The sequence below is a fragment of the Chromobacterium vaccinii genome (genome assembly GCF_000971335.1).
In the GTDB taxonomy this organism is placed as follows: Bacteria; Pseudomonadota; Gammaproteobacteria; order Burkholderiales; family Chromobacteriaceae; genus Chromobacterium; species Chromobacterium vaccinii.
The window spans coordinates 1-1,634 of record NZ_JZJL01000121.1; the positions used below are offsets into that span (position 1 = coordinate 1).

At 71.8% G+C, this 1,634-nt stretch carries 1 protein-coding gene; it reads left to right on the plus strand.

The features are described 5' to 3' along the window. A partial coding sequence (locus VL52_RS25715; protein ID WP_046159200.1) for a non-ribosomal peptide synthetase occupies nucleotides 1-1,634 on the plus strand: 1,634 nt, incomplete at both ends.

Sequence of the window (1,634 nt, forward strand, 5' to 3'; positions counted from 1 at the left end):
GGCGGCGGAGCCGTCGCAGCCGGTGTCCGACATCGAGCTGCTGGACGAGGCCGAGCGCCGGCAACTGCTGGTCGACTGGAACCGCACCGGACCGGACCACGGCCAGGCCACCTTCCCGCAACTGTTCGAAACCCAGGCGGCCCTCACCCCGCACGCCGTCGCGCTGGAAAGCCCGGACGCCCGGCTCAGCTATGCCGAACTGGACGCCCGCGCCAACCGGCTGGCGCGCCATCTGCAAAGCCTGGGCGTCGGCGCCGACGTGCTGGTCGGCATCTGCCTGGAGCGCTCGATCGACATGGTGGTCGCGGTGCTGGGCGCGCTGAAGTCCGGCGCCGCCTATCTGCCGCTGTCGCCGGAGTACCCGACGGAACGGCTGGCCTACATGCTGGGCGACTCGATGGCCCCCGTGCTGCTGACCGACTCGGCACAAGTCGAGCGGCTGCCGTCGTATTGGGGCCGGGTAGTCGAACTGGACCGGCTCGACCTGGACGCTCTGCCGGACAGCGCGCCGGAACGGGCGCTGCGCGCCGAGCACCTGGCCTATGTGATCTACACCTCCGGCTCCACCGGCCAACCGAAGGGCGTGGCGGTCAGCCACGCCGGCCTGGCCGGCCTGGCCGGCAGCCAGACAGAGCGGTTCGCGCTGCAAGGCCCGACGCGGGTGCTGCAATTCGCCTCGCTGAGTTTCGACGCGGCGGTGATGGAAATGCTGATGGCCTTCTGCAGCGGCGGCCGGCTGGTGCTGCCGGCGGCGGGGCCGCTGCTGGGCGAACAGCTGCTGGACACGCTGAACCGCCATGAAATTAGCCACGCGCTGATCTCGCCGTCGGCGCTGAGCACCGCGGACGCGGCGTTGGCGCCGGTCCTGCGGACGCTGGTGGTGGGCGGGGAAGCCTGCCCGGGCGCGACGGTGGCGGCCTGGTCGGCGGGACGGCGGATGGTGAACGCCTACGGTCCGACCGAGGCGACGGCCTGCGTGACGATGAGCGAGCCGCTGTCCGGCGACGGCGCGCCGAAGCTGGGCCGTCCGACGCACAACGCGCGGCTGTACGTGCTGGATGGCGCGCTGCAACTGGCGCCGGTGGGGGTGGCGGGCGAGCTGTACATCGCGGGGGCCGGGCTGGCGCGCGGCTATCTGAACCGGCCGGGGCTGACGGCGGAGCGCTTCGTGGCGAATCCGTACGGAGAGGGTGAGCGGCTGTACCGCAGCGGCGACCTGGCGCGGTGGACGGAAGAAGGCGAGCTGGAATACCTGGGGCGCAGCGACCAGCAGGTGAAGGTGCGGGGTTTCCGTATCGAGCCGGGCGAGATCGAAGCGGTGCTGAACCGGCATCCGCAAGTGAGCCAGTCGGTGGTGGTGGCGCGGCAGAGCCAGGGCGGCGACAGCCAGTTGGTGGCGTACGTGGCGGCCGTCGGCGGGGTGGAGGGGTCGGAGCTGCGGCGCCTGGCGGCGGGGCAGCTGCCGGAGCACATGGTGCCGGCGGCGGTGGTGGTGCTGGAATCGCTGCCGCAGTTGCCGAACGGGAAGCTGGACCGCAAGTCGCTGCCGGCGCCGGAGTTTGGCGGCTCGCATTATCAGCGGCCGCGCAACGCGCAGGAGGAAATGCTGTGCGGGCTGTTCGCGGAAGTGCTGG